This is a genomic window from Methanosarcina sp. MSH10X1 (genome assembly GCF_004099695.1).
Classification (GTDB): Archaea; Halobacteriota; Methanosarcinia; order Methanosarcinales; family Methanosarcinaceae; genus Methanosarcina.
Genome location: NZ_SCHL01000001.1, coordinates 331791 through 354659, shown reverse-complemented (window position 1 = coordinate 354659; position 22869 = coordinate 331791). Strand labels below are relative to the sequence as shown.

Annotated in this window: 19 protein-coding genes; 12 read left to right on the top strand and 7 right to left on the bottom strand. The window is 43.6% G+C overall.

Features of this window, described 5'->3' with window-relative positions:
* Positions 1–68 precede the first annotated feature (68 nt).
* The 3 genes from uvrC to EQO05_RS01425 all read left to right on the top strand — a co-directional run bounded on the left by uvrC (position 69) and on the right by EQO05_RS01425 (position 4693).
* A complete protein-coding gene (gene uvrC, locus EQO05_RS01435) occupies positions 69–1628 on the top strand; it encodes an excinuclease ABC subunit UvrC (RefSeq protein WP_128503036.1) in 1560 nt (519 codons plus the stop codon).
* A 74-nt stretch (positions 1629–1702) separates the two neighbouring features.
* Positions 1703–3715 carry an excinuclease ABC subunit UvrB gene (gene uvrB / locus EQO05_RS01430; RefSeq protein ID WP_128503034.1) on the top strand — a complete coding sequence of 671 codons (2013 nt, stop codon included), beginning with the start codon at positions 1703–1705 and terminating at the stop codon, positions 3713–3715.
* Positions 3716–4096: 381 nt separating this feature from the next.
* Positions 4097–4693 carry a PEF-CTERM sorting domain-containing protein gene (locus EQO05_RS01425; protein WP_128503032.1) on the top strand — a complete coding sequence of 199 codons (597 nt, stop codon included), beginning with the start codon at positions 4097–4099 and terminating at the stop codon, positions 4691–4693.
* 110 nt (positions 4694–4803) lie between these two features.
* On the opposite strand, the gene EQO05_RS01420 is transcribed toward EQO05_RS01425, so the two are convergent.
* From EQO05_RS01420 to EQO05_RS01410, 3 genes are all read right to left on the bottom strand, one after another.
* Positions 4804–5175, bottom strand: a complete 372-nt coding sequence (locus EQO05_RS01420) for a hypothetical protein (RefSeq protein ID WP_128503030.1) — start codon at positions 5173–5175, stop codon at positions 4804–4806.
* Positions 5176–5349: 174 nt separating this feature from the next.
* A complete protein-coding gene (locus tag EQO05_RS01415) occupies positions 5350–6531 on the bottom strand; it encodes a metallophosphoesterase (RefSeq protein ID WP_128503029.1) in 1182 nt (393 codons plus the stop codon).
* Positions 6532–6742: 211 nt separating this feature from the next.
* Positions 6743–7885 (bottom strand): TIGR04083 family peptide-modifying radical SAM enzyme, encoded by a 1143-nt coding sequence (locus EQO05_RS01410; protein ID WP_128503027.1) that lies wholly within the window; start codon positions 7883–7885, stop codon positions 6743–6745.
* A 391-nt stretch (positions 7886–8276) separates the two neighbouring features.
* Here EQO05_RS01410 and EQO05_RS01405 point away from each other — a divergent pair, with 391 nt between their 5' ends.
* The gene (locus EQO05_RS01405) at positions 8277–8471 is read left to right on the top strand and encodes a DUF1508 domain-containing protein (protein ID WP_128503025.1); all 195 of its coding nucleotides are present in this window, start codon (positions 8277–8279) and stop codon (positions 8469–8471) included.
* Positions 8472–8610: 139 nt separating this feature from the next.
* Here the strand turns inward: EQO05_RS01405 and EQO05_RS01400 are convergent, their stop codons facing one another.
* Positions 8611–9018, bottom strand: a complete 408-nt coding sequence (locus EQO05_RS01400) for an inorganic diphosphatase (protein ID WP_128503023.1) — start codon at positions 9016–9018, stop codon at positions 8611–8613.
* A gap of 290 nt (positions 9019–9308) precedes the next feature.
* On the opposite strand from EQO05_RS01400, the gene EQO05_RS01395 reads away from it, so the two are divergent.
* Positions 9309–10244 (top strand): class I SAM-dependent methyltransferase family protein, encoded by a 936-nt coding sequence (locus EQO05_RS01395; protein ID WP_164888435.1) that lies wholly within the window; start codon positions 9309–9311, stop codon positions 10242–10244.
* A 41-nt stretch (positions 10245–10285) separates the two neighbouring features.
* Here the strand turns inward: EQO05_RS01395 and EQO05_RS01390 are convergent, their stop codons facing one another.
* Positions 10286–11716 carry a dihydrolipoyl dehydrogenase gene (locus EQO05_RS01390; RefSeq protein WP_128503019.1) on the bottom strand — a complete coding sequence of 477 codons (1431 nt, stop codon included), beginning with the start codon at positions 11714–11716 and terminating at the stop codon, positions 10286–10288.
* Positions 11717–12153: 437 nt separating this feature from the next.
* Between EQO05_RS01390 and EQO05_RS01385 the strand changes: the two genes are divergently transcribed.
* From EQO05_RS01385 to EQO05_RS01375, 3 genes are all read left to right on the top strand, one after another.
* Positions 12154–13509, top strand: a complete 1356-nt coding sequence (locus EQO05_RS01385; RefSeq protein ID WP_128503017.1) for a TIGR00297 family protein — start codon at positions 12154–12156, stop codon at positions 13507–13509.
* Between the two features lie 207 nt (positions 13510–13716).
* Positions 13717–14259, top strand: a complete 543-nt coding sequence (locus tag EQO05_RS01380) for a DJ-1/PfpI family protein (RefSeq protein ID WP_128503015.1) — start codon at positions 13717–13719, stop codon at positions 14257–14259.
* Between the two features lie 138 nt (positions 14260–14397).
* Positions 14398–16068 carry a nitroreductase family protein gene (locus EQO05_RS01375; protein ID WP_128503013.1) on the top strand — a complete coding sequence of 557 codons (1671 nt, stop codon included), beginning with the start codon at positions 14398–14400 and terminating at the stop codon, positions 16066–16068.
* A 118-nt stretch (positions 16069–16186) separates the two neighbouring features.
* On the opposite strand, the gene EQO05_RS01370 is transcribed toward EQO05_RS01375, so the two are convergent.
* Both EQO05_RS01370 and EQO05_RS01365 read right to left on the bottom strand, forming a co-directional pair.
* Entirely contained in the window at positions 16187–17308 is a 1122-nt protein-coding gene (locus tag EQO05_RS01370) for a DUF21 domain-containing protein (protein ID WP_128503011.1), read from the bottom strand.
* Positions 17309–17432: 124 nt separating this feature from the next.
* A complete protein-coding gene (locus EQO05_RS01365; RefSeq protein ID WP_128503009.1) occupies positions 17433–17642 on the bottom strand; it encodes a hypothetical protein in 210 nt (69 codons plus the stop codon).
* Between the two features lie 547 nt (positions 17643–18189).
* Here EQO05_RS01365 and EQO05_RS01360 point away from each other — a divergent pair.
* The 4 genes from EQO05_RS01360 to EQO05_RS01345 all read left to right on the top strand — a co-directional run bounded on the left by EQO05_RS01360 (position 18190) and on the right by EQO05_RS01345 (position 21652).
* Positions 18190–19668: an MFS transporter gene (locus tag EQO05_RS01360; protein WP_128503007.1), complete on the top strand. Its 1479-nt coding sequence runs from the start codon at positions 18190–18192 to the stop codon at positions 19666–19668.
* A 40-nt stretch (positions 19669–19708) separates the two neighbouring features.
* Positions 19709–20377, top strand: a complete 669-nt coding sequence (locus EQO05_RS01355) for a flavodoxin family protein (RefSeq protein WP_128503006.1) — start codon at positions 19709–19711, stop codon at positions 20375–20377.
* Between the two features lie 322 nt (positions 20378–20699).
* Entirely contained in the window at positions 20700–21005 is a 306-nt protein-coding gene (locus EQO05_RS01350) for a glutaredoxin family protein (protein ID WP_128503004.1), read from the top strand.
* Positions 21006–21148: 143 nt separating this feature from the next.
* Positions 21149–21652, top strand: coding sequence for a ferredoxin-thioredoxin reductase catalytic domain-containing protein (locus tag EQO05_RS01345; protein ID WP_240664264.1), 504 nt, complete (start codon positions 21149–21151; stop codon positions 21650–21652).
* Positions 21653–22869: the final 1217 nt, after the last annotated feature.

Sequence of the window (22869 nt, the reverse complement as noted above, 5' to 3'; positions counted from 1 at the left end):
TTAAATCTGGTTTAAAGCTTAGTTGAATTTCCATTAAGGATTTAAAAACTTGAAAATGAGGTTTAAAAATGATTGACCTGGAGGCTCTTCCTCACCTGCCTGGCTGTTACCTCTTCAAAAATGAAGAAGGGACTGTATTGTATGTGGGCAAGGCAAAGGACCTTAAAAAGCGGGTGAGCAGCTACTTCCAGAAACGAGACCATGACCCGAAAACCGAAAGCCTCGTACAGGCTGCGCGAGGTCTTGATTTCATTGTCACGAATACGGAGGTAGAGGCTTTCCTTCTAGAGAACACCCTCATTAAGAAACACTGGCCAAGGTACAATATTGCTCTCAAGGACTCAAAGCGGTATGCCTGCATCCATCTAACCGAAGAGAAGTTTCCAAGGATAAGACTTTCCCGGAAGAGAACCGAAAGTGGGATTTCTTTCGGGCCTTTTGTATCAGCAAAAGAGAGGGACTATATCTTCGAGGTTGTAAGAAAGACTTTCCAGCTCAGGACTTGCAAACAGATGCCAAGGCGTGCCTGCCTCAGGTACCATATAGCGGCATGCAGCGGACCCTGCATAGGGGCAGTTTCCCGGGAAGAGTATGCCGAAAAAGTGAAAAAAGCCGGTTCTGTCCTGAAAGGCAATATCAAAGAGCTCATCGAGTCCATGGAAAAAGAGATGAGGGATCTCGCATCGAAACAGCAATTCGAGCAGGCTATGGCTCTCAGGGACGAAATAGCAGCCCTTGAATATCTTCAGGAAAAGCAAAATATGGAGAGGCAGAAAAAGCATAATGAGGATATCCTGAACTATATTGTCAGGGACGATACCGTTTATCTCATGCTTTTCAAGGTCTACAAAGGTACGCTTGAGGATAAGCAGGACTATGTCTTTGCCTATGGAGAAAATTTCCTTGAAGAATTCCTGGTGCAGTATTATTCCGAGAACGAGCCGCCTGAAGAGCTAATACTTCCCGAGCCCCTCGAGGACTCGCTTGCAGATTTTCTTTCACACGTAAAGGGAGTAAAGGTGAAAGTCACGGTTCCTAAGCAGGGAGAAAAAAAGGAGCTCCTCGACCTTGCCCTGAAAAACGTTGAAATCGGCTTCTTCGGGGACAGGAAAAAGCTCGAAGCCCTGCAAAGTAAACTCTCCCTTCCGAAGCTTCCGAACGTTATAGAATGTTTCGATATTTCCCATCTCTCAGGCACGGCTACTGTCGGTTCCATGGTGCAGTTCCGGGGAGGCAGGCCTGATAAACACAACTACCGCCGTTTCAGGATAGAAAGTGTCGAAGGGATTGACGACTTCGCTTCCATTGCAGAAGTTGTACGCAGACGTTACTCCTGCCTGCTTGAGGATAAACACGACCTGCCTGACCTGATAATCATAGACGGAGGAAAAGGGCAGCTCTCCTCAGCTTTTCAGGAACTCCGGAAGTTAAAGCTCAGGGTTCCTGTTATTTCCATAGCCAAGCGGGAAGAAGAGATCTATGTGCCCGGACTTAAGTCTCCGCTTCCAATCAAAAAAGATGAAAAAGCCTCGCTCTTTGTCCAGGAGATCCGGGATGAAGCCCACAGGTTTGCAATTACCTACAATCGCCTGCTGAGGCAAAAATCCCTTATTCCTAAAAATTCTTGATTTTTAAAATCGCGGGTTTATTTATTAACATAGTTTATATATTTTAAAACTCAATATTATAGGGTCTTGATTCTATGAATTCTTCCGATCAAACATCCCAGACAATATCTCAAAAATTATCTGAAAAAATACACGATGCCCGATACCGGGACAGCCCGCAATTCAAGCTGGTTTCCGATTTTGAGCCCAAGGGTTCCCAGCCGCAGGCAATTGAAAATCTTGTGGAGGGGTTGAAAAAAGGAGAGGGGTTCCAGACCCTGCTTGGGGTAACCGGGTCCGGGAAGACCTATACCGTTGCAAACGTCATAAACCAGGTCAGGAAACCGACTCTTGTTGTTGCGCATAATAAAACCCTTGCCGCTCAACTTTATAACGAATTCAGGGAATTCTTCCCTGAAAACCGGGTGGAGTATTTCGTTTCCTATTATGATTACTACCAACCTGAATCCTATCTTCCTGCCAAAGACCAGTATATTGAAAAAGATGCCATGATTAACCCGAAAATCGAGCAGATGCGGCTTGCTACTACCGCTTCCCTGATGTCGCGCCAGGATGTCATCGTTGTGGCATCCGTATCCTGTATTTACGGTCTTGGCAATCCTGAAAACTTCCAGAAGATGGGGTTTGAACTAAAGGTCGGGGATAAGGTTCAGAGAAAAGAAATCCTGCAAAAGCTTATTGATATCCAGTTCGAACGGAATGACCTTGAGCTTATGCCGGGACGTTTCAGGGTAAAAGGGGACACCATTGACATTATTCCCGGTTATTTTGACAACATTATCCGGATTGAACTCTTCGGAGACGAGATTGACCGGATCTCCGAGGTAGACAAACAGGCCGGACAGCGCACGGAAGACATGGATTATTTCTTCGTCTATCCTGCCAGGCACTATGTTATCCCTGAAGAAGAACAGAAAAGTGCGATCCAGTCTATCCTCAAAGAGCTTGAAGGCCATCTGCCTGAACTCGGACTGCTTGAATCCCACAGGCTGAAGCAGCGCACGCTTTATGACATGGAAATGATCCAGGAAACCGGCAGTTGCAAGGGTATTGAAAACTATTCCAGGCATTTTGACCACCGCAAGCCTGGGGAGAAACCTTTCTGCCTGCTTGACTACTTCCCTGAGGATTTCCTGCTGGTCATTGACGAAAGTCACCAGACCATCCCGCAGCTTCACGGGATGTATAAAGGTGACCGTTCAAGAAAACAGAGCCTTGTTGATTACGGGTTCAGGCTGCCCAGTGCCTATGACAACAGGCCCCTGAAGTTCGATGAATTCGAGAAGTACATGAAAAACGTGATCTTTGTCTCGGCAACTCCTGCGGACTACGAAAGGGAAAACTCCGCCAGGATTGTGGAACAAATTATCCGCCCTACAGGCCTGGTTGACCCTGAAGTGGAAATTCGTCCTCTCGAAGGGCAGGTCAGGGATGTTATGCAGGAAGTCCTGAAGATTGTGGAGAGGGGAGACCGTGCCCTTGTGACCACGCTGACAAAGAAGCTTGCGGAAGAACTGACCGAATACCTTGCCAGAAACGAGATCAAAGCCCGGTACCTGCACTCGGATATTAAAACGATAGAAAGGACTGAAATTATCCGCGAACTCCGCCTTGGCAAATTCGATGTCCTTGTCGGGATCAACCTGCTCAGGGAAGGGCTCGATATTCCGGAAGTGGGTTTCATCGGCATCCTGGACGCGGATAAAGAAGGTTTCCTGAGAAATTCAAAGAGCCTGATCCAGATTATTGGCCGCGCAGCCCGGAACGCCAGCTCGAAGGTTGTCCTGTATGCCGATAACATGACCGATTCTATCAAAGCGGCTGTCAGTGAGACCGAACGCCGCCGCTCCATGCAGATTGCCTACAACAAAGAACACGGCATAGTCCCGACAACCATCAGGAAACCCATAAGGGAAAAGGTTGCCGACATCACGGATACCAAACACATCCCGAAAGCCAATATTCCCAATATGATTATCGAACTGGAAGCTGAAATGAAGGAAGCAGCTGACAGGCTTGATTTCGAGCGGGCAATCCAGGTAAGGGAAACGATAAAGAAGCTGGAGAAAGAGATAAAAGCAGCCTGAAAGGGTTAGATAAGCTTTTTTATTTTTCTCACCTGTTTTTTCCTTTTCTACCTTCCTTCTTTGTTTTTTCATCTCTTTTTTGCATTCCCTCTTCTTTCACTCTCTATAAAATGTTATTTTTCTCTGTCTGGCCTGTCAAAAATCAGCCTTAAAAGCCAATTAAAGTTCTTCCATGATTTTTTTGATTTTATCGATCCTTCCTTATACAATTTAATCCTTAATATTTTTCCTAACTAATTTTAATTGTCTAAGGCGGAGCTTGTTGATTATTCTTTTTTAAATTACTATACTGTATAAAATATACTTAAATAAATAAGTTTATTTGTTTATAGTTATATACAGAAAATATTCTATTAGTTTCTTTGAGAGAGGTTTGAAAAAATGAGATTAGTCTATGTCATTGGAGTACTGGTACTTTTACTATTTACAGTTGGTTCTGCGAGTGCATATAAAGTAATTCCTGTGAATGTTTTTAAAGATGAACCGGGAGATCCTATTCCTCCAGACACTGCTATTACGGCAACGTGTGACGGTAATATTATAACAGTTCAAGCGACCCCAACAGGTACAGCGACCAGTTTGCCGACAAACTTTGATATTACCAGTATTTACTTACCTGTTACTTACATTGATAGTGCTAGTGCCGGAAACACTGGTATATCTGAGGTGTGGACTCATAAAAGTGACACAATGCCAACCCTGGGAGGTTTCTTTGGATCTTTCCCTGTCGTATCAGAATGGGAAGGAAAAAATAATGTAAAATCTGGAGGGCCGATTGTAATAACTTACCCAGATATTGAATCAAAACTTACTTCTATTGATGGTTATTCAATTGTTGTCAAAGTGAGCTGGAATGGGGATGATAGTAACTGGGCTGGAGGCAACATAGAAGTTCCGGAGTTTCCCTCAATGGTTTTGCCGGTTGCTGCAATCCTTGGACTGCTTTTCATCTCGCAGCACAGGAGAAAGGAGAATTAATTTCTTCTCTTTCCTTTATTTTTTTAATCTCCTTTTTTCAGCTTTAAATATTCTTGCCTGACTTAGTATAAGCTTACTTATATTCCGGATTGAACCGGATTAAACGTTGCTTAAATAAAATACTCAACATAAAACCGGTAAGTAACCTGAACCTCTTCGAGTTCCCCGAGTTCCAGTTCAAAATCAGCCTGACCGGCTTTGTAAACTTTTTCCCCGAGATTTTTGAAGGTAACCTCGCATTTTATATTTTCTGGCAGTTGAGCCTCAAAGCTGCCGCATTTTTCACGGATTTTCAGGACAAGCTTTTCAATTTCTTCAGGACTGAAGGCTTTTTTATTTTCAGGGCTGTAATTTACCTCGACTATTAACTCTTCCTTGCTTGTTAAATCCGCCCAGAAACCGGAAAGTTCGGTTCCTTCTATCCTGTAGTCCTGAAGCTCAAAGCTTCTTGTGATCGTATTCTTGATTTTACCGTCCTCCATGTGCTTATTTTGGGAAGTGGATGTATATAAACTATCTCAAAAATAAAATATTCTTAACGGTATTCGACCATTAACAACTTAATTCCATTGAACTTTAAAATAACAATGCTAAATTCTTAGCAATCTCACTTTAAAGTGGAGTTTAAAATACTCTTAGGCTCTTTGGTACGGCATTTATTCTAAGAAAGAGATACTTATATCCACGATTTCAGAATAGCTGCCAATCCGGATAGGGGGACCCCATGTGCCGAAACCGGAGGTGACAATTATCTGGGATTCTCCTTTTTTCAAATATCCCCAGCTGTTTTCAAATACATGCCTGGAGATTAATGTGTTGGGGAAAAACTGTCCAGCGTGCGTATGTCCGGATAACTGCAAATCAACTCCATTGCGCTGTCCTTCCCCAAGGTTTACCGGCTGGTGGTCCAAAAGAATAATCGGTAAGTTATGGTCGATCCCCTCTAAAAGCCCGGACAACTCGATGCGGGTTTTTCCTGCCATATGGCTTGCCATGCGGTCATCCCGACCAGCTACGTAAAACTGGTTGTTTACTTTTACACATTCATCAACCAGAACATTTACTCCAGCCTGTCTGAGGTACTCAATTGCCTGCTTACTCCTGCCGCCAATATATTCATGGTTCCCGAGAACTGCATATACCCCATACTCAGGCTGTAATTTTTTCAATGTTTCCGGTATTTTGCCATTGATAAAGAATCTCACGTCTTCATCTATGGTGTCTCCGACAAGGAATACAATATCCGGGGCTAGTTCATTGATTTTCTTAACCATTGATTCAAGGTGTCGATTATCAATCACCAGTCCAAGGTGGATATCGGATACCATGGCAGCATGGAGTTCTGGCAATTCGGATACTGCTTTTTTAATGAAAACATCGTAATGTGTTACGCGCGGATGATTCGCGTTCCAGGTTCCATATATTAAGAGAAGAGATACCACGGATAAAACTGTAAACCCCCAGTAAAATGACGGATAGTTAGCTATCTTAGCTTCCGGGAATGCGAAATCAATCAGGAAGTGGAAAATATCCACATCTACCCATATAAGGAGTGAATAATAGATAGCAGCCAGCCAGTAATCTCCAGTTATCGCCACGAGGTAATTGACAGACCCGGGATGAATTCTCTTTCCTAACTTGACTGCAATGAGCGAGATTGCAAGAAAAAAGTAACCTGTCCAGTAGAGAAAAGAGTAAGGCTCAATAAAACTCTGTATCGATTGAAAAAAGCGTAAACCGACATAGTAGTTCCCAGCGGTATATATTGAGACAAAAATAATAAGGATAGCAAGAAAAAGGGAACTTGCTCTTCTGCTATTCTTTCCTGTTTCTGTCATCGTACCAGTCTCGTTTACTGCTTTATTCAGTATTGATCTACTTAGTACTACTGTTCTACCTGGTATTACTGGTTACTTAGTACTCCCTGACAGACATATTCTTTTCTACGCATGTATTTAAAAATTAATGCTTATTCGTGAGCATCAACCTCAGAACTCTCAGATAATTAAAATGTAACCGGCTAATGAATTTCCTGCGGTTTGACCTTTATCAGAGCCTCTTGAGCATGAGGGACATTATTCCGGGCTTTGAGGGTCTCATGGTCTGGGGCGAGAACATACTTTCCATGCCGGAAGACCCGAACATCTCGTCATTGGCACGCTTATTAATTTCATCAAAGATCATCCTGTAGGCGGGGCAGTGGGGGTCAACGCCTTTTATTTTCCCATCCGTGGGCACTACAGCATTATAAGGGCATCCGCCTCTGCAGTACTTGATATGGGCGCATTTGCCGCATGCCGTGTCCACATACTCTTTAAACCTGAACATCTGCTTCCAGGCTTCGGATTGGGCAAGATCTGCCATGGTCGGGCGGTCATAAACATTGCCCATTACATATTCTGGCATGCCTACAAAGCGGTAGCAGGGGTATATATTTCCTTCAGGCCCGACAGCAAAGGTATCTCCCATGCAGTCAACATAGGTACAGACCGTACCCCTGCCTGTGAATACGCACTTGCACAGGTGGTCAATATTCATAACTTCAATTCTGCCAAGGTTTTCCAGATATTTGTCAAGCAGATAGATTAAGAGTTGCCCGTATTCTTCAGGATCAAGGGTCCATTTCTCAGGATTATCACCTTTTAATGAAGGCAGGCAGGGGTGCAGTTTGAGCGTGAGACCTTTCTCAAGATAAAAATTGAAAATATCTTCTTTGAACTTTACAGAATGAGAAGTGAAAGTGGTAATAAATTTTACATCAAGCCCATGGTCCCTGGCAATTTCATAGCCTCTCATGGTTTTATCGTAGTATCCCTTACCCCTCTGCACGTCATTAAGTTCCTTTGGACCGTCCAGGCTGGATCCTATGGGAATGTTGTATTCCGCAAAAATCTCGGCTATCTCAGGAGTCATTTTCCAGAGGTTTGTCTGTATTGCAAAAGCTATTTTCCTGGGGCTTAAACTCTCAACCAGGAGCGGCAGTGCTTCCCTGTAAAATTCCGCGCCTGCCAGGAGCGGTTCCCCACCGTGGAAAGTAAAAGTAACTGAGTCCCCTCTGAAAACCTTAAGCCACTCGATCACTTCTTTTATAGTTTCGATAGTCATTATCGGGGACTTTTCTTCGGAACTCCAGCAATAACTGCAGTTAGCAGGACAACCTAGGGTCGGGATAATCATTACATGAAAAGGCATATTTAAAGCACCTTTTTTTTAAGCTTCCTTAAATTATTAGTACTTTTCTAAGTTGCCTTGAAGAAGAATAAAGCCTGGAAAAATTTATAATATTTTTATAAACTTTATTTTATAATTTTTATACATAATCCTCCGTGAGTTTTCTTATACTTTTTCTAATTAAGGGATTGTATAAGTGCTATCAAATTCTACATGATTAATATTTTAAATAAGTAGTCCCAACATATGATAGGAAATAAAGTTTAGCTAAGTAAAAATCCGTCAGGGAAATTGAGCCTGAGAAAAATTGAATCTGAAATTTATAGAGTCAGCATTTCAGGTGTGAGATTTACGGATTTCAGGATTTATCCTTAAAATTGATTTTCATATGATTTTATAAGTCGGGGGAAAGATGTCAAAATTTGAGATATACGCGGATGAAGTGGGGACCTATAAATTCAGGTTGAGAGCGAGAAACGGACAGGTTGTAGCTGTAAGCCAGAGCTATAGAAGCAAAGAAGGCTGCCTGAAAGGTATCCGGTCAGTAAAATCAAATGCGGCAGATGCACGTATCGTTATACTGTCTGAGGAAACTAAAAAGTATTAAAAGTCTGAATTTAAAAGTATATTAAGGGTTTAAAAGTACATTAAGGGTTTAAAAGTACAGGTAAAAACCCAAAAATACGGTAAGGATATGTCCAAAGGTAAGGCTGTAAGTGTAAAAGTAAGACCGGGATCCAAGAATCTCAGCGTAAGTTCCGGAATTCAATTCCTTCAAACCTGCACTTTGTCAGTTTTCCCTCGCTAAATGCATACAGGAAGATTTTGAAAAGGGCATATAGCCTGAAATAATAAGCGAGAAGGACAGGAGAACGAAACCCGCTTATGTACACTACTTTTTTATCGTCCCTGACAGAATCGTCCAGAAATTTTACTACTCCATCAAAGGTTTCCCTTTCAAGTGTGCTTCCTTTAGGCAGGCGTGGCCCAAGCACCACAACATCTTCTTCCATGCCGTCAGCACTTTCCGTCCCTTCTACAAAACCGTAATTGAAAATTGTTGGTAAAGGGGAAAAGAAGGTTTTCTCAAATCCTTTCTCCGTTTTGCAGTACTTCCAGAAACTGTGTTTTGGGGTTTCGATAACAATTTTCATGAAAATTGATCCTGCCTGTAATCGGAAAATAGCTTCTAAGGCTTCTTCTTAGCCTCACATTTTACACATTTCAATCCTGCATTTTTTCAACTTTTCAGTTACATTCTCTTTATTTCTCAGCCTATGTTTCTCTATACTTTTTAGCTTTTCTGCAAGCCAAAAAACATATATTAAAATAGTTCTTGAAAAGTGAATGGAATCCGAGAAGCTGAGAAGCTTCTACCCTGAATTTCCTTAAAGGCAGAGGCTATTGAATGAGTTTTCAGAATCGAGTGAGCTTACGGGATGCAATGAAAGGACTAGTTGAAGAACCCCTGCTTCCTATGGTCCCAAAACGCTTTGATTATGTAGGAGATGTGGCAGTAATTACTATCCCTGCTGAGCTTACAGCTTATAAAGAAATTATTGCTTCGAAGCTGCTTTCTATGCGGGGCAATACGCGGGCTGTGCTTAATAAGGTAAGCAAACTCGAAGGCGAGCACAGGGTTGCGGTTTTTGAGCTTTTGCTCGGGGAGTCCACGGAGACCATTCACAGGGAAAACGGGTATACATATAAACTGGATGTCAGAAAAGTCTTTTTCAATCCCCGCCTGTACTCGGAAAGAGGGAGGATAGCCTCGAAAATTACGCATGGGGAATGCATTTTAATTCCTTTTGCAGGAGTGGGGCCTTTTGTGCTTCCTGCCGCAGGAAAGGGAGCGGAAGTATATGCCATTGAGATAAATCCCGATGCCTGCGCCTGCCTACGGGAGAATATCCGGATTAACAAACTTGAAGAGCAAATAACTGTTATTCAGGAAGATTTTGAGAAGCTTTTCCGGCCTGAGAAGGTTTTTCAGGCTTTTGAGCCTGGAAAAACCGAAAGAGAACTCGAAACCGGCGAAATCTGCGTAACTAGCAAAAAAACCGGAAATGAAGCTTCTTACCGCCGGACGGCCTTCCAGGACCCTTGTGAAAGGCAGAGTATCGATTTTAAGGTTCCTGACACCGGGTTTGATAGAGCTATTGTGCCAACCCCTTACGGGATGGACCATTTTCTCGAAAGAATCTCAGAGCTTGTGAGAAGAGGCGGATACATCCATTTCTACACGTTTAAAGCCGGATCTCAGATTCCGGAACTAATTGAAGGCTACAAAAAAATGGGCCTTGAGGTCGAATTCTACAGGCGGACCGGAAACGTTGCCCCGGGCATTAGCAGGTGGGTTTTTGACCTTATTAAAAAATAGATGTGAATTAAATAGCCGATCTAAAGAAGTAAGGAAATTCCTCAGTCCTCAAGCCCGATATGTTTCAGGAAATGATGATAATGTTCAGCCGACAGCCGAGAATAAAATGCCCGCGTTACAACCTCGCTCAGGGACGGGTGGATATCCATAGCCCGCATTATCGGTTCAGGACTCCTCGATTCGGTGTACATGAGAGGAATTATCTGGTGGATCAGGATTGAAGCATGAGGGCCTATAATATGGGCTCCCAGAATTTTTTCTTCTTCCGCATCAAGGATCACCTTCACGAAATAATCCCTGACTTCCATAGCCGCTCCCTTGGCAGTATCTTCAAAGAACTTGAGACCTATGACAATTCTTTCCTCTCCATATTTTTCCACAGCTTCCCGCTCTCCCATGCCTGCCCCTGCAATTTCGGGGTAGGAAAAGACGGCATGAGGTACGGCGTGGTAGTCTGCCTTTACTTTTTCCTTCAGGATCGCGTTGAGAAAAACTATTCCTGATTCGTAGTTCCCTACGTGCTTTAGCAGGTATTTTCCGTTTGCATCCCCAAACGCCCAGATATTCGGCTGTGAGGTCTCGAGATATTCGTTCACCAGAATCCAGCCTTGAGTATCGGTTTTGATTCCGGCTCTCTCGGGGTGGAGAATATCGGTGTTCGGAACTCTTCCAGTTGCTACAAGGATTTCATCGACAGTAACTTTTACTTCCTGTCCCGAATTCCTGTTTTTTGCAATAACAACTTTCTGCCCGCTTTCTTCTTTCCTGACCTCTACGGCTTCATGGTTTGTAATGATCTGCATGTACTCTGACATCTTCATCATGGCAAGTCTGGAAATCTCGGGTTCTTCCTGCGGAAGAAACTGAGAGTTTCTCCCTATAACCGTAACTTCGGCTCCCATAGCCGAGAAAAAGTGCCCGTATTCGGCTGCAATATAACTCCCTCCAAGGATCGCAAGCTTTTTTGGACATTCCACAAGTTCAAGCACAGTGTCGCTTGTAAGGTAACCCGCTTCCTCCAGTCCTTTAACGGGCGGGATTGCAGGTCTTGAACCGGTACAGAGGAAAATCATTTCGGAGTGGAGGGTTTTTTCGCCTGCTTTAAGAGTATAAGGAGATATGAACTCAACACTTTCATGGTAGTAGTCGAGATACGGGTTTTCTGTCAGGCTCTTCTTTATCGCTTCGATTTCCTCTCCTATTTTCCTGCGCATCCTTTCCATAATCCCGAGAAAATCAATATTCTCTATTTCAAGCTTAATTCCAAAAAAGGGTGCGTTTTCCACTTCTCTAATTAGTTCGGCAGGATAGAGCAGGGTCTTTGAAGGGATGCACCCTCGTGTAAGACAGATCCCGCCTGGTTCGTCTTTGTCGATAATGGCTACTCTCATTTCCGGGTTCGAATCGATAATAGAATTTATATAGTTCATTGCAGAACCCGTACCTATCACGATGAGGTCGTAATTCTCCATGCTTCCCCCTCACAGCCGAATGTGGCTTGCAGCTTCGTCGGTTATAATACAATCTATTTCTGGTTATACTTATGGATCGGAATTTTTATTAGATTTCGGGTATAAGCCTGAAAAATGAGTTAATATTAGTCCGGAAAATTCTGAACCCCGGATAGAGTTCAGTGAAACATGGAAGCAATAAAACCCGGAAGCTAAATAAAGTATGGGAAAATCCTGAAAAACAGATGTGAAGCAAAAGTTATTTTATTGATCGGATAATCTCTGAAGGGTTGAGGGTTCGCGTAAATTTCTTCTGACCGCAAATGCCAGAACCGATCTTTTTAAATTTTAGTCCATATTTTTAAATCATCTCTGAGAGAAAAAACAACTATCTATTTATAAAGATAAGCATATTCTATGTAACTTTCCACAAAGAGAAAAACAAAAGATGTACTATAATGAACAGAGCTGCCCGATCATTCAAAAAAGGGGATTCCTTCCAGGGGATTCCTGTAACGCAAATCCTTTATCTCCTGCTCATCCTTATAGCTCCTTTTGCAGGGGTGAATCTTCTCTTTATCCTTTCTATAGGGCTTTTCGTGGGAATCAGGTTTTCAGGAAGCGCTTTTTCCTGCGGCAGAGACGTTACCAGCCTTATCTTTTCTCTTGCTCTAATGCTCTTTGTTTCCGTAATTTCGGGAGGCTCTTCTTACACCTATCCTTTTTACATAGTACTCGCCGCGTTTGCGGTTGCAGCAGTAGGAAACCACAGTACTTCTTTTTCCGAAACCGATCCTGTGCCTGATTTTAATACAAGACGGAACCGGATAAAAAAGAGAAGTTTTTCAATACTCTGGAGCTCAACTTTCCTGGCACTCCGGATTGCTGCTGCATTTCTTGCCGCAAGCTGGATTATCTACTGGCAGGAGCTTTCGGTTTCATATAATCTGGTCTTCTTCATAGCCGTGATCGGGGCGGTTACAGGCTCGCTTTTCGAGTCAATTCCCTCTAAAATCGATAAGAATATTTCGGTACCCCTTGGCGCAGGGATGACGATGTGGATCTTTGAGGAGTTCAGGTACTGGGTACCTCCCGAAAAAATGGTTGTTGCGCTCGCCTTCTCATTTTTCCTGGGCGTGCTGGCTTACAGGGCTAAGATTGCAGATGTCTCTGCCCTGCTAAGCGCTGCCCTGCTTGGAGTCCTGATAATCGTCTTCAGCGGGATTTCCTGGTTCCTGCTCCTGCTTACATTTTTTATTCTGGGAGGCGGGTTTACAAGATACAAATATGCATACAAAGAATCCATAGGAATTGCGCAGGCTAAAGATGGAATCAGGAGCTATGAAAATGTATTTTCGAACAGTATGGCAGCTCTCGCCCTGGCAGTAGCATATGGAGTTTTTCCGGAGCACAGCCTTCCTATTGTCTATGCTTATATGGGCACGGTTGCGACGGCTACCGGAGATACCCTGGCAAGTGAAATAGGCACAACTGCAAAAGGAAGGCCAAGAATGATAACAACCCTGAAACTCTCGGAACCCGGAGCTGACGGAGCAGTGTCAATGCTCGGTGAATTTGCCGCAATCCTCGGTTCTGCAGTAATCGGAATTCTTGCATACTTGCTGGGAATCTCGGACAACCTCATATTAACAGTCCTTATAACTACAGCAGGAGGCTTTTTCGGAACAAATATTGACAGTCTCCTTGGGGCTACTCTTCAAAAGAGGGGAGTACTTTCAAACAGCGGAGTCAATTTCGCGGCAACTTTTGCAGGGGCAGGAATTTCCGCAGGCCTTTACTATCTCATAACCTGAAGTAGAATACGGGTAATTTACAAACGAATTTTTATTAAACGCCTCTGAAGCTCTCAGGCTCTTTATAATCTTTCTCAGCTCATACTCTCTAAAAGAAGCATCCATTTATATTTTCATGTCCATACCCTTAAGGAAATAGGGTTACCAAGATATTTCGTTTCTTCTTTATTCGAGTTTTACTTTTTGAACTTACAGGAGGGCAGCCAGATGGTGAAAACAGAGTATGAAGGCAAGAAAATCCTGCTTGTAATCGCCCAGGAACAGTTCAGGGATGAGGAATGTTTTGTTCCTAAGCAGCTTTTTGAGGCTGCGGGAGTAGAAGTTACTGTTGCAGCCGAATCCACGCAATCGGCTAAAGGAATGCTGGGAGGCACAATCAAGCCTGATATCACGATTTCGGAAGCCAGAATTGATGAATTTGATGCAATAGTAATTTCCGGAGGATCGGGCTCAAGAAAGTACCTGTGGGACAACAAAGCTCTGCAAAAGCTCGTAAAGGAAGCGGACGCCCTTAAAAAGGTGGTTTCCGCAATTTGCATCTCCCCTGTAGTACTTGCAAGAACGGGTGTCCTGAAGGGTAAAGAGAGCACGGTTTTCAAAAGCCCGGATACAGTACGCGAACTTGAGGAACATGGGGCTGTTTATCTGGACCGGGAAGTAGTGGTTTCTGGCCATGTGGTTACAGGGCGGGACCCTGCAAGTGCTGATGCTTTTGGAAAAGCCATACTTGAACTCCTGAAAAAAGCTTAAATCTTTCTAAAATTTTATTAAAGGCCAATATCCTATTAAGATCTCGCACATAGATTCACTTTAACGAAAAAGCAAGAAGTACTTTACCGAAAAGGCAGTTTAAGAATTCGATTTATCCGGTTACAGGGCGTGCTTTCTATGACAACGGAACTTGAAGCTATACTGGCTTATCACAAGGAAAGTAAACACAATTTCAAAGCTTATGCCTCCGGGCCTCACCGCCTGGATATGCAAATCAAGCCAGATCCTTTCCTTAACTATCGCGGCACTCAACTTCTAAATCTGGATCTCTGGAGCGATAAGCAGATAAAAGCTGAGATTTTTCCTGCATATGAACAGGCTTTCTCACCGGAAAAGATCAAGCCGTCAGAGCTGAGTGCAAAATCGATTTCCAGGCTTTTCTTTGACAGTTTTGCCATTTCGGCCTGGAAGGCGGCAGGAGGTACGAAATGGCCTCTCCGTGTCAATCCCTCAAGCGGAAACCTCCATCCTACCGAGGCATATCTCCTTTCCGGCCCTGTAAAGGGATTTCTGAAAAACCCCTCGGTCTGCCATTATGCTCCTTTGCCTCATGCCCTTGAACTCAGAGCCGAATTCTCCCGGGAAACCTGGGAACTTATACGTTCGGGCTTTCCCGAAGGCACTCTTTTTGTAGGTCTGACTTCAATTTACTGGCGGGTCTCCTGGAAATACGGGCTCAGAGCCTTCCGGTATGCGCAGCATGATATTGGGCATGCAATTGCTGCCCTGACCTTTGCGGCTGCCGGGCTTGGCTGGAGAACGAGCCTTCTTCTGGATATGGGTTCGAAAGAAGTCGCAGCCCTGCTCGGTATATCCGGAGAGAAAGGTCACGAAAAACAGGAACCTGCCTGCCTGCTTGCGGTCTATCCTGCAGGAGAAACCTGTTCCAGAGGCAGGGTTTCATCCGCTGTGGTCCCGGCTTTTAAAAACCTTTCCTGGAAAGGCATTCCTAATATTTTAAGCACAAAGCATGTTGAATGGGTAGGTATTGAAAAAGCGGCTTCGGCAGCTCAAAAGAACGGAACCGATTACCTGGAACAAAAAAGAGAACCGGAATCCGGTACGCAGTCTGTTTCATCCCTGAAGCCCAGCAGTTTTAAGAGCCGGTCTGATCTTGAAACCGTTCCCCTGCGCAGCGCTATCCACGGAAGGAGAAGTGCTATTGAAATGAATAATAGCGCATATATGGAAAAAGAAACTTTCTATGCAATATTAAAGAGAACTCTTCCGGAAAATAACCCAATTTTCGATTCCCTGGCTTTCGGTTCTTTTACTCACCTGCTGCTTTTCGTGAACCGGGTAAAGGATGTTCTTCCCGGACTTTATATCTTCCTTCGAAATCCAGGGGAAAAAGAGAGGCTTAAAACTGCCATGAAACCGGACTTTTTATGGGAAAAACCGAAAAATTGCCCTTCAGACCTGGAACTCTATATGCTTATGGAGGAAACCCTGCATTATTTTGCAGCCCAGCTTTCCTGTTCCCAGCGAAAAGCTGCAGATGCCTGCTTTACTGCCTGCATGCTCTCGGAATTCGAAGAGCCTTTGAACAGGTTCGGCGCCTGGATATATCCATACCTTTTCTGGGAATGTGGAATTCTGGGGCAGCTTCTTTACCTTGAAGCCGAAGCAAACGGTCTCAGGGGCTGCGGGATAGGGTGTTTCTTTGATGACCCTCTGCATGAAGCCATAGGGCTTAAAGGGTTTGAATACCAGGACCTCTACCATTTCGCAGTGGGCTACCCCCTTCAGGAGATAGGCGTTATAACCCTTCCGGCATACGAAGAGTAACTTTTTATTCCGTTTTCGATTTTTTTATTTCTTTTTCGGCTCTTTTTATTCCTTTTTCTACACTTTTTTCTGCTTTTCTTAAATTGTTAGACTTTCTTTTTAACTTTCTTCATCCTTCTCATTCTTTCCTCTGTTCTTTACCTTCTTTGCTCCTTCTTCTCAAACTTCTCCTTCTTACAATTCCAGGCTGGGAAGGCGGGACAGGTATCTCACATCCTGATGCCAGTTCGCATTCTATCACAATTCCCCGCAGCAGCCGACCCAGAATATCCGAACCCGTAACAATTCTTTTCTCCTGACCCCAATAGAGAATAAGATCCTGGTCGATGACATCATCTTCAGGATGCTGCGGATACACCTTAAACTGCCGGATTACCTTTTCAAGCCTGGTTTTCGGAGATTTCACCACGACCGGGAAATGACAATAAGACAGCGGTATGAATGGGCCTTTCTTATAAACTGCGTCCCTCAGGAAACCATCCGCATCAAGCACCATTACAGGCTCATCCTGAGGGTTGGTAATGATTACCCATTTCTTTCCTGACGCTTCGATCTTTTGCAGGAAAGAGTCAGTCGGCTCCCTTTTGAACGGAGGAAAAACCGGGCGGTTATTTTCAACCGGGAGAGAAATTATGCTTCTCTGGTCTATCAGTGAGCCTTCATCGGAGATGCTGACATCATCTATTGAAAGAAAGTTCAGGGCTCCTATACCTTCAAAAGTGCCAATATCGGTCCTTCCGGACTCGATATGTTTTTCGAGCATAATCCGCATAGACTGTTCCTTGAAAAGCTCAAGTTTCTCCCTGCCAAGCCACCAGTCGAGAATAAGAGCTGTAGGCTTGGCTACCGGATAGAGCAGCATCTGGTAGAAGCGGACGACAGGTGTCAGCTTTGCTCCAAGTGACAGGGCGTTCCGGGAAAAGTAAGCCTGGGGCATAATCTCCCCGAAACAGGTAATCCCGAAGGTAGAGAAGAGGAAAGCTGAAGCCCCTGCCAGCACAGAATCCGTAAGAAGGGCAATCAGGACATTCACGCCTACATTACCCCAGAGCAATGTCGTAAGCAGAAAATTAGAGTCCCGCCGGATCTGCAGGATTTTAATAGCTTCTTTACTGTCTGCCTCAGCCTCGATTTCAAGCCTGAGTCTCCCAAGCCCGAAAACCCCTATAGTCATACCGGAGAAGATAGCAGACTGCATGAGGCAGATTAAAATCAATATCCAGATAATTATTTCATTCATTGTGAGTCTATAACCTCTATAAACTTCATACAGGCATAATTTAACGGCTTAATCCATAAGTGGTTTTCATATAAAAATAATTGTAACGCCTTAACGTGTCAATTTTACTCCTACTTAATCGCCGTTATCCTCTAAACCTGGTTTTATATTTTTCCATAGCCTTAGTCTTAAAGTCTGGTCTTAAGGCCTTAATTTGCCGGCGAACCATTAATTCCCTGTAAGCTTCATACGGCTTTAACATTACTGCGGAAAATTTTCTGGATAGCCTTAATTCAATTATTACTCCGTTATCATAATTTAATTTGTGTTCCAGGTTTACTGCAAGCCTTTTCAAAAAATAGCTTGCCCGCAAACTTTTTCAAAAAAAGTTTGATCAAAAACGTAAGCCTCTTTAAAAAAGGCTTGATCGCAAACTTTTTCAAAAAAAGTTTGATCAAAAACGTAAGCCTCTTTAAAAAAGGCTTGAGCGAAAACTTTTTCAAAAAAAGTTTTATCAAAAACTCTGATTTATCTAGACCGGTGTAACAGGAGCGTGATCGACCGGCGGAACGCAAGCCTTTTCAAAAAAGGCTTGAGCGAAAATCCCCACGTAACGGCGTGATAAACCGGCGCAACGCAAACTTTTTCAAAAAAAGTTTGATCAAAAACCCTGATTATCCAGACCGCTGTAACCGGGGCGGGCTCAAGCGACGCCACGCTTGCGGCTGAATGGTAGAGTATTTAATAATAAGTAAGTTATACTAAATGGTTAATCAGTCTACCGCGCTGAGGAAATGTATTATAAGGAGTATTAACCTGAAAAACCTATACTTTACAGGATCGATTGCGATTTTCCTGACCCTGCAGGCTGCAGATAACGACCTTTCTGATCAGTGATATATATGGAAAAAGAAACAAATAACGACAGATCACTTACTGAAGTCCCGGAAATCTGCCACACCCCTGATGTTCCTGTTGTCGGCGCTGAGAAGCGGGTTGTGCTCTTTATTGCAATACTTGCGGGATTTATTACTCCTTTTGACGGTTCGGCAGTAAATATTGCCCTGCCTGTACTGGGAGCCGAATTTCGCATGGATGCCATTGCTCTCTCCTGGGTAGCGACTGCATATCTCCTTTCTTCAGCACTGTTTCTTGTTCCTTTAGGAAAAATCGCAGATATTTACGGAAGGAAAAAGATTTTTCTTTACGGTATCGCGGTTTTCAGCCTTTCGTCTTTAGTTATGACAATGGTTTCCTCAACTGAAATGTTGATTGGAGTGAGGGTCATCCAGGGTATCGGAAGTGCAATGATTTTCGGGACAGGTGTCGCTATCGTTACTTCGGTCTTTCCGCCGGGTGAGCGCGGAAAAGCGCTTGGTGTTTATATCACCGCGGTTTATATCGGGCTTTCCATTGGTCCCTTACTCGGAGGCGCAATGACACAGTATCTTGGCTGGAGGAGCATTTTCTTCGTAAATGTCCCTATAGGTATTACAGCAATTCTTCTCATCCTGTGGAAGATTAAAGGCGAATGGGCTGAATGTAAAGGAGAAAAGTTCGACCTGACAGGATCGGTCATATATGGTGCAGCGGTAGTTGCAGTCATGTACGGTTTCTCGGTTCTCCCGGAACTAAAAGGAGCTGTTCTTATAGCCGTAGGAATCCTGGGAGTCATCATCTTTGCCCTGTATGAGCTGAGAATACCTTCTCCCGTTCTTGACATTACTCTCCTGACAAAAAACCGGATTTTTGCTTTTTCGAACCTGTCTGCACTCATCAATTACAGCGCGACTTTTGCAGTGACCTTTCTCTTAAGCCTCGACCTTCAGTACACGAAAGGCTTCACGCCTGCGAATGCGGGTAGTATCCTGATAGTTCAGCCTATTGTCATGGCTCTGGTTTCACCGGTTGCCGGCAGGCTCTCGGACCGGATTGAACCGCGAATTGTTGCGTCTGTCGGGATGGCATTTACCGCACTTGGGCTCTTCCTTCTCATCTTCCTTACGGAAACAACTCCTATCCGGTACCTGATTGTTATCCTTATCGTCCTTGGTATAGGTTTCGGGCTCTTCTCCTCCCCAAATACGAATGCAATCATGAGCTCGGTCGACAAAAAATTCTACGGTGTCGCATCCGGGATGAACGGGACTATGCGGCTTCTTGGCCAGATGCTTTCAATGGGCATAGCAATGATGATTTTTGCAATTATTATTGGTCCCGTTGAGATCACGCCGGAATATTACTCCCGGTTCGTTTTAAGCCTTCACTATGCGTTTATCCTGTTTACGGTCTTTTGCATTATCGGGATATTCGCGTCCCTGGTGAGAGGTAAGAGTAGGCCTGCATCTCACGCCAGCATACCTGAGAAAAGCAAAAGATAATAGGTAGTCCCCTGTAATTTATTTAATCAAGGTGATAATCATGAAAATTCTTGGAATTAATGCGAGTCCCAGAGGAAATGAAAGCAATACCCTCCAGCTGGTAAAAGCAGTGCTCAAAGGTGCTGAATCCGAGGGCGTGGAAGCCGAACTGATAGATCTCTACAGCCTGCGTATAGAATACTGCACAGGCTGTGGAGCCTGTTATGCAACCGGAGAGTGCCCCCAGCTTGATGATTTCGAGGAGCTCTTTGAGAGGATTCAGAACTCCGATGGGATCGTGCTTGGCGCCCCAAATTACATTAACTCGGTCCCGGCTCCTATGAAAGCTTTCTTTGACCGGCTTTCGGATGCTATTCACTGCCAGATGCTTACCGGGAAGTTCGGGTGCTCTGTATCCACGGCAGGAGGAAGCAAGGCGGATGCAGTCGTGGAATATATGAATAGCGTGCTCATGACTCTTGGCGTTACTGTTGTCGGAGGTCTTGGCGTTTTAATGGCGGGAAACCCGGCTGCACCCCAGCAAGCTGCAGGATCTGCCGAAGAACTTGGTAAGAAGCTGGTAAAATCGGTCCGCGGGGAAATAAAATATCCTGATCAGGATGAGGCGCACCGCCAGACCACAGCATATTTCTGCCAGCTTGCACAATCCGACAAAGAACGTTTTGCCCATGATTACGACTGGTATGTGCAGAAAGGCTTGATAAAATAAGAATCAGCCGGTACATGCAGACTCTAAGCCTGAATCCATACAATGGAAAGATGCTTTAAGACTGAGCCTGCACAGCGGAAAATTCGTATTTAGAAGGTGTTAAATCTGGTACGCGGGGAATATTCCTTGCATTTTCCGTTTTTACTCCTTATAAGTATGTCCAAATTTTATATACTTTAGTCTATATTTTCTCATAAGCAATTTACATAACTTGCAGCCTGCCAGAGCTTCTACCGTCTGCAGGCTCGGGATAAGAGCGCTTTCGAGGCAAAGTACTCATATACGTACTGCCATAACTTTATTGTGGCCGGGGGTTAAACTAATGGATGTATCTACTCTGAATAAGGATCAAGGGGATCATATTTCTGGAACTGACAGGGGTAAGGTTGTAATGTACGGCCTGAGTACCTGTGTATGGTGCAAAAGAACAAAGAAACTGCTTACCGATCTTGGTGTGGACTTCGATTTTATATACGTGGACAAGCTTGATGAAAAACAGGAAGATCAGGTTGTCGAGGAAGTAAGACGCTTCAATCCTTCAGCTTCTTTCCCGACAACCGTTATAAACGGGGAGAAAGCAATCGTGGGCTTTAAAGAAAAGGAAATCCGCGAAGCCCTCGGATTTTAAATGAGAGCCGGGCTGAAGAAAAACTTTTTGAGAAAAGGTTTTATCAAAAACAAAGAATTTTTCCGAAAGATTTGCTTTTAGTGTAAGGGGGAATTGGGCTGAAAGAAGAGGAGGCCACCGAAGAAGGCATAACAGACGAATTGGTGGATAAAGTTTACAGACGTTTGAATAACCAGGTCGAAGCATCGGGGTATCACCTCAATCCTGATGTCGAGTTTACAAAAGATCTTGTGCGGGGGCTGCTCGCCAACGAGCGGCGGTACGGTTACTGGTCCTGTCCATGCAGGCTTTCTGCCAATAATCTGGAAGAAGACCTGGACATTGTCTGTCCCTGTTACTATCGAGATCCCGACCTGAATGACTACGGAGCCTGCTACTGTGCGCTTTATGTTTCGGACGAGGTAATCCGGGGAGAAAGAAGCGTGGAACCTATTCCGGAAAGGCGCCCTCCTAAAGAGCAGAGAGATGCTGAAAGAGAAGAAGAGAAGAAAAGAGCCGAGATGATGGAAACCATGGAATTTTCAGGTGAACTTTCAAAGCCGGTATGGAGATGTAAGGTTTGCGGATATCTATCTGCCATGGACGAACCTCCAGGGGTCTGTCCGATCTGTAAAGCTCGAAAGGAAAGATTTGAACGGTTTATGTAAACTTCAGTCAATTTTTCCTTTACTATTTTTCACTTTTTGTTTACTTTTTTCTTAAATCTGCGGATGCTTTCTGAATTGGATTCTTTTGAATTGAATTCTTTTGAATTGTGTATTATTGACAGGCGGATTCAGGAGAGATACCTGAAAGAGCTCAGCACTATTAGCCTGGAACATCATCGGTTATCCGGGTGCTGAATTCGACAAATAGGAGAAATTACCGAGCTTTTAAAGGAAGAATATCTGACCTGAATATCACCCTATCCGAACTCACAAACCTCCTACGGGAAGTAGAAAAGTATTTGTATTATTTTGAGGATAACGTATCGATAAATTACGGAGATGCTAGAATCTCGGACCCATCTGAATTATTACCTTTTTTTCCGGTTGATCCGGCAGATCAATTTCCATTATTTACAGTCCTGTTAACACTCCTTTTTATTGTATCTTACCGGTTATGGTCAAAGAATACGGATAAAAAAATTTCTTCTTTTACTTCATTCAGTTTAGGTTTCTTGATGGTGTTTTTACTTTTAAGCTCATTTTATTGTTTATGGAGTCTTTTATCGCCTTTTTTTCCAGATGATCCAGCACGTCAATTTGTATCACTTGCAATAACGGTAATACTTCTTGCATTTCTCTGGTTTTCACCAGAATTTCCAGATGAAAACACCTCTTTCACGCATTCGTTCATTTGTATCTATTTGATAATGTTTTTAATTGTGAGCTCAGTTTATTGTTTATGGCGTCTGGTATTGCCAGTCTATTCAATCGGTTTTTTCCACTTCTACGACTTTTTCACTCTAATTTTGATTTTACTTGCGAAATTGAGTTCATACTTAAAGAAATCGAAAGACTAAATGAAAAATTTTTATGAGCTGATAGCTCACGTTCAAACATTGATTCGGAAGAGCAAAAGATTAGGCTTTAGGCTGGTTCCAGAGGAGCAAGTCATTTTATATCTTTCATTCGCGGCCTGACAGGCAATATTAAGAACAGAAATGTATGTGAATATTTTGAAGCATGTAATCAAAGTTATTTCGCTTTCTGAAGGTGAAGTATTTGACCTGGAATGATGAAAGAGACAAAGGCAAAACTTATTAATTTCAGTTTTCCTGAAAAAGTTTTTATCTAATTTCCAATCCTTTTTTAACCCATGGTTCTGTAATGCCGGCATATTCATATTGTGAATCTAACCAGATTATATGCATTGAAAATTA

Bases quoted from the DNA above. Each gene is read 5' to 3' on its own strand.
- uvrC (WP_128503036.1), top strand. From the start codon at position 69: ATGATTGACCTGGAGGCTCTTCCTCACCTGCCTGGCTGTTACCTCTTC.
- uvrB (WP_128503034.1), top strand. From the start codon at position 1,703: ATGAATTCTTCCGATCAAACATCCCAGACAATATCTCAAAAATTATCT.
- EQO05_RS01425 (WP_128503032.1), top strand. From the start codon at position 4,097: ATGAGATTAGTCTATGTCATTGGAGTACTGGTACTTTTACTATTTACA.
- EQO05_RS01420 (WP_128503030.1), bottom strand. From the start codon at position 5,175: ATGGAGGACGGTAAAATCAAGAATACGATCACAAGAAGCTTTGAGCTT.
- EQO05_RS01415 (WP_128503029.1), bottom strand. From the start codon at position 6,531: ATGACAGAAACAGGAAAGAATAGCAGAAGAGCAAGTTCCCTTTTTCTT.
- EQO05_RS01410 (WP_128503027.1), bottom strand. From the start codon at position 7,885: ATGCCTTTTCATGTAATGATTATCCCGACCCTAGGTTGTCCTGCTAAC.
- EQO05_RS01405 (WP_128503025.1), top strand. From the start codon at position 8,277: ATGTCAAAATTTGAGATATACGCGGATGAAGTGGGGACCTATAAATTC.
- EQO05_RS01400 (WP_128503023.1), bottom strand. From the start codon at position 9,018: ATGAAAATTGTTATCGAAACCCCAAAACACAGTTTCTGGAAGTACTGC.
- EQO05_RS01395 (WP_164888435.1), top strand. From the start codon at position 9,309: ATGAAAGGACTAGTTGAAGAACCCCTGCTTCCTATGGTCCCAAAACGC.
- EQO05_RS01390 (WP_128503019.1), bottom strand. From the start codon at position 11,716: ATGGAGAATTACGACCTCATCGTGATAGGTACGGGTTCTGCAATGAAC.
- EQO05_RS01385 (WP_128503017.1), top strand. From the start codon at position 12,154: ATGAACAGAGCTGCCCGATCATTCAAAAAAGGGGATTCCTTCCAGGGG.
- EQO05_RS01380 (WP_128503015.1), top strand. From the start codon at position 13,717: ATGGTGAAAACAGAGTATGAAGGCAAGAAAATCCTGCTTGTAATCGCC.
- EQO05_RS01375 (WP_128503013.1), top strand. From the start codon at position 14,398: ATGACAACGGAACTTGAAGCTATACTGGCTTATCACAAGGAAAGTAAA.
- EQO05_RS01370 (WP_128503011.1), bottom strand. From the start codon at position 17,308: ATGAATGAAATAATTATCTGGATATTGATTTTAATCTGCCTCATGCAG.
- EQO05_RS01360 (WP_128503007.1), top strand. From the start codon at position 18,190: ATGGAAAAAGAAACAAATAACGACAGATCACTTACTGAAGTCCCGGAA.
- EQO05_RS01355 (WP_128503006.1), top strand. From the start codon at position 19,709: ATGAAAATTCTTGGAATTAATGCGAGTCCCAGAGGAAATGAAAGCAAT.
- EQO05_RS01350 (WP_128503004.1), top strand. From the start codon at position 20,700: ATGGATGTATCTACTCTGAATAAGGATCAAGGGGATCATATTTCTGGA.